Origin of the sequence: Longibacter sp. (assembly GCF_051155795.1) — a bacterium.
In the GTDB taxonomy this organism is placed as follows: domain Bacteria; phylum Bacteroidota; class Rhodothermia; order Rhodothermales; family Salinibacteraceae; genus Longibacter.
Genome location: NZ_DAXETW010000061.1, coordinates 1 through 5209 on the forward strand (window position 1 = coordinate 1; position 5209 = coordinate 5209).

Annotated in this window: 3 protein-coding genes; 2 read left to right on the forward strand and 1 reads right to left on the reverse strand. The window is 65.9% G+C overall.

From position 1 onward, the window contains the following. Together ACFCU0_RS06855 and ACFCU0_RS06860 are read left to right on the forward strand one after the other, a co-directional pair. Positions 1-620, forward strand: a 620-nt coding sequence (locus tag ACFCU0_RS06855; RefSeq protein ID WP_434972925.1) for a haloacid dehalogenase type II, incomplete at its 5' end; no start/stop codon positions are given. A gap of 329 nt (positions 621-949) precedes the next feature. Further along, positions 950-4285 carry a UvrD-helicase domain-containing protein gene (locus ACFCU0_RS06860; RefSeq protein WP_434972926.1) on the forward strand — a complete coding sequence of 1112 codons (3336 nt, stop codon included), beginning with the start codon at positions 950-952 and terminating at the stop codon, positions 4283-4285. 36 nt (positions 4286-4321) lie between these two features. On the opposite strand, the gene ACFCU0_RS06865 is transcribed toward ACFCU0_RS06860, so the two are convergent. Beyond that, a partial coding sequence (locus ACFCU0_RS06865; RefSeq protein ID WP_434972927.1) for a M1 family aminopeptidase occupies positions 4322-5209 on the reverse strand: 888 nt, incomplete at its 5' end.

Sequence of the window (5209 nt, forward strand, 5' to 3'; positions counted from 1 at the left end):
TCGACCGCGTGTTCGGCGGTGACGGTCCGTCGGGGCGGAGGCTCCGAGAGGCGTGGTTCGCCGAGCTGCTTCAGCGAGCCATGACGACCACGATCACGGGTCCTTTCGTCGACTTCGGCGAGCTGGCTGCCAGTGCCTTACGCGTCACAGGTCAGCGCTACGGTCATGACCTGCCGTTTTCGGAGATCGAAACGGTCCTCGATGCGGTTCGCCGCCTTCCCGCGCATGATGACGTCGGGCCGGCACTGGACCGCCTGGATACGGCCGGCGTGCCTCGTGCGGCGCTCAGCAACGGGACGCCGGATACGCTGGCGGCACAGCTCGAGAACGCCGGCCTTACGGACCGCTTTGACCGGGTGTTTAGCGCGCAGGATGCCGGTCGCCTGAAACCGGCGCCGGAGCCCTATCGGTATGCCGCACGACAGCTGGATGTGCCGCCCGAGGATCTGTGCATGGTGGCAGCCCATGCCTGGGACACCACCGGTGCTCTGCGGGCCGGGCTTAAGGCCGCCTTCGTGGCACGACCCGGACAATACCTGGCCACGGTCGAGCCCGAACCGATGGTCGTCGGTTCGACCCTCGTAGAGGTGGTGGAACGCGTTCTTTCCGAGGGGACGTGAGGGGAAGCAGCCGGAGAGCGACGCTGCTCTGTCGTCTCGTGTGCAGACCGCGCCGCGGGGGCTCGAGGCCGCTATCGCCGGAGCCAGCAGCGTCGTCGGATGCGCCCCGCGGATGCGGCTGCACCGGCAACGGAGGCGCCGTGGACGTACGTGTCCCCGTTTTCCCAAACAAAAAATCCGTTGACGCGACCGGGAATGCCAGGGAAGCGGTTTTTGCCAGGCATTATCTCTGGAGATAATATCGACTCCGCCGGCCCGTTTCGATCTTTCGAGCGGTGCCTTGTAGGTTGGTCGACCCTACGATGTCCTTGCCGACTGAGCCGTACCTGATGTCTGACGTACCTGATTCGACCGCCTCGATGTATGCCTCGCCCGCCGGAACGGCGTCGCCCGACTCGGAGGAGGCGCGTGTGTGGCCGGACCTGAACGAGGCTCAGAAGAGCGCCGTAACGGCGTCGCTCGAGCCGCAACTCGTTGTTGCGGGGCCGGGAACGGGCAAGACGCGCGTCCTCGTGTGCCGGGCAGCGCACCTGCTCACGCACCACGCCGACCGGATTCGCCCGTCGCAACTGGCGGTTATCACGTTCACGCGGAAGGCGGCGCGGCAGCTGACGTCGCGCCTCGCCGACCTGATCGGCTCACGGGCTCAGCATGTGCGGGCGGGGACGATCCACCAGTTCTGCGCGTACATTCTGAAAAGCCATGGCGATGCGGTGGGATTGGACCCCGACATCGTCGTGGCACCCGAGGCGGTGACCGATGCGTTCTGGCAGCGCTGGTTCGAAGCGAATCGGGGGTGGGCGAAATCCAACGACCTGACGACCTACCGATCGGTGAAGCTCCGCGTGAGTCAGGTGAAGCTCGGCTTCAAGCCCGTCCGGGGACGTCTGCAGGCGGGGATTCGGGAATACGACCAGATGCTCGCGGACCGGGGAGCGGTGGATTTTGACGATCTGCTCGTTCATGCGCGGGATGCGGTCAACATCGATCGGGTGCGCGACGCCGTCCGCGAAACGACGCGGGCCATCCTGGTGGACGAGTTTCAGGATACGGACCCGGTGCAGTTCCGTGTGATCGAGCGCGTGGCCCGGGCGCCGGACGAGCGAGTGGGAGCGCACCTCTTCTGTGTCGCGGACGACGACCAGTCGATCTATCAGTTTCGAGGGGCGCGGCCGCAGAACCTGCGGGATCTGATCGACACGTTCGGCTGCACGCGGGCGTCCGGACGGCAGCATGTTTTGTCGACGAATTACCGGTCGAATCGTGCGATCTATGCCGTCGCCGAGTCGGTCTTGCCGGCGGAGGAACGTATCAAGCAAGAAGGCGAAGTGACGACGGCGAGCGAGGATGCGTCGCCGGTCGACCTGATCGCCTACGACACGCCGGAACGCGAGGAAGAGGCGGCGCTTCGCCGCGTCTCGTCCTGGATCAAGGATGGTGTGCCGCACCGGGAGATTGCGGTTCTGGCACCGTGGAACGATCACGTCCGGGGGCTGGAGGAGCGATTTCTTCGGGCCGGGATTGCGTGCGAGGCGAGTTCGACGGACCCGATTCTCGAAACGCCCGCGATGCAGCGGCTCCGATCGATGTTCGCTATCGTGGAACGCGTGGTGTCGGCCGGGACGCTGCCGGATGGGCCGATGCAGGACGTGCTGGATGTGATTTTGCCGGACGCTGCGAGTGCCGGCGTGGAGAACGTGCGCCAGCGGACGGGGGCGACGGTGTGGGGGACCTACCAGCGATTTGCACGAGACCGATCGGCAGCAGAGGAGGAGGGGCTGGGCGCGCAGTGGCCGGTGTTCGAGCAGACGTACGCTGCGTTGGTAAACATCATGCAGCAGGCCCGATCGCCCGACGCTACGATCGGGGAACTGGGGGAAGAGATTTTGCAGCAACTCGGTGGGTCCACGGACCTACTGGAGGAGGCTGCGTCCGTTCTGTCCGATCCGCTGGAAGCGGCCGGGGTGTTATCGGCGGGGCAGCGGCTCCGGCAATGGCGGAAGACCCGGAGGGAGAGCGGCGCGGGGCTTCGGGCTCGGATCCTCGTGTTCGATCGGAATTTTCGGCATGTTCGCATCCTGCGCGCACTCCTTCGGCAGGCCCTCGACCTGGAAGCGGCTCCGGACCACGTCCCCAACCGGTCGCCGGCGGCGTTCGTTGCTGCAGGAGATGAAGCCCCGCGTCCGCTGGGGGAGGGGGACCTTGTGGTGACGCGACAGGCCGAGGCGTTTCTGGACTGGGCCGACCGCAACGATGCGCTGGCGGATACGCGGCCGCATATCCTCGATATTGGTGGATGGGCAGCGGGATACGAGCGGCTCGTGCTGGCGGGCTGGGATCTTGACGACGTCACCCGGGTCGCGCCGGACGAATACCATGCGGCGGCCATTCGCCTGTTTGCCTTGCTTCAGGCGGTTACGGCGCCGATGGAGCCGGAGCCGGCATTTCCTGAATACGTGATGGTCGATCTCGAAACGACGGGCCTCGACGTGAAGCGATGTCACGTGGCCGAGATCGGGGCCGTGCGCATCCAGAACGGGGAAGAAGTGGATGCGATGGAGGTGCAGATCGAACTGCCGTCCGACCTGCCGGAGGAGGCGATCGAGACGCTGGAGACGGTCTGCGGGATGGACGTCGACGCCGATTTCTCGGACGCGGTGCCGGCCGGCGAGGCGTGGCGCCGGTTTACCGCATTCTGCCGGTCGCTCCCCATTGTGGCGCACAACGGGCGGCGGTTCGACTTCAGGATTCTTCGCCGGATGCATCGCGACCACGGCGACGGCGAGCAGGAGCCGTGGACGACCACCTACGACACGCTACCGCTTGCCACGCGGCTGTGTCCCGAGTTGCAGCATCATACGGCCGAGAGCCTCCGGGCTGCGCTACTCGAGGATGCTGCGCCGACCGTGCACCGGGCGCTGGCGGATTGTCGAGATCAGCAGGCGATGCTCGAAGCGCTCCAGGCGCGGCAGGCCGTGATGCAGCGAAAACCCGAGGGCGAGCCGCTGCTGCCGCTCGTCCTCGCCGGTGTACAGACCGAGATGAGCCTTCGCGAGGTGCACGAGGTCGCGCCGGACTGGTCGGACGGCGAACGGCGCCTCCTGGAGACGGGCTACCGGTGGGCGTTGCGAGATGCGTCCGCGGCCGCTCGGGTGCTCCGCGACATCCTGCCTCGATCGCTGGCTGAGATGGTGCGGGCGACACCGGAACTGTACGACGTATTCGACGAGGCGCGTCTCCTGGACAATGATGCCTCGAGTCAGCCGGGGCTCACCGGCCGGATTGAAGCAATCCTCGCGCCCTTCCACGATCAATTCGTCCGGGACCACCTGGGCGATCTGCTGTTGCACCTCGCGCTGTGGGGGCACCAGGAGGCCGAGCGGGGGGATGCGGTCGTGACGCTATCGACGTACCACAGCGCGAAAGGGCTGGAGTTCGAACGCGTGATCTGCACCCGGGTCAACAGCGACCACTTCCCGCCCTTCTACGCGCGGACGAAGGAGGAGCGAGACGAGCAGCGCCGCGTCCTGTACGTCGGGCTGACCCGCGCAGAAAAGCGACTGGTCGTGACCCACTACACGGAAGGGAAGTACGGGGTCCTGTCCCGATCCCCGTTCCTGCGCAACGTTCCCCAGGACGCCGTGGTAATTCACGACGGTACCTGACGCGGGCGATGCATCGGGTGGCCGGCCGGCGGCTCATCAATTTGCCGGCGTCCAGGTGTTATTTGTCCGGTCGACGTCCGGGAAGTGCTGCTCGGCATCGATCTCAACGGACTGAACCGCCGACGCGTCCACGTTCAGGGTCGTCGTTGCCGTCGTGCGGCCGCGCAGCCAAACGTCGACCGGGATGCGGCCTTCGACGACGTCCCCGTCATCCATGGTGACGGTCAGGTGGACGGGCATGAAGGCGCGGCCCCGGTCCTCGACCGTTACCTCGAGCCGGTCGCCGCGCCGGGTCACGGACGAGATCGCGTGGTCGAGCGTCCAGGTTTCGTAGTAGAAAGACGACCAGAACCAGTCAAGATCCCGCCCGCTGACGCGCTCGAACGTGTTGAAGAAGTCCGTCGGGTACGGGTGGCGGTACTGCCAGTCCGCCAGGAAGGCGCGATAGGCCTCGTTGAACGTGTCGTCGCCGAGCACGCCGCGGAGCGCCGCCAGAAGCGTGGCGGGTTTCCGGTAGGACGCGATGCCGAAGCTGGCGCCGGAGTAGTGGTAGTTCGACCACCGCATGATCGGTGCCTCGCCGCCGCGGAGGACGAAGTCAATGTAGTCCTGGCGGTCCGACGCGATGGCGTCGGAGTCGTCGAAGTAGTCGCGGCGCGCCATGTTTTCGTTGAAGGAGGTCGTGCCTTCGTCCATCCAGGAGTAACGACGCTCGTTTGTATTCACCATCATGGGCACCCACATATGCGCGAGTTCGTGAGCCGTGACCGCGTAGAGCATCCGAGCCGAGCGGTTGTTGTAGTCACCCATGATCGTGATCATCGGGAATTCCATTCCGCCACCGATGATGCCGCCGCCTTCGACGGCCGACATGTGCGGCCACGGGTAGGCGATGCCGGTGTATTCGGCAAAGTAGGTGATGGC

Coding starts and splice junctions, on each gene's coding strand:
- ACFCU0_RS06860 (WP_434972926.1), top strand. CDS start 950: ATGTCTGACGTACCTGATTCGACCGCCTCGATGTATGCCTCGCCCGCC.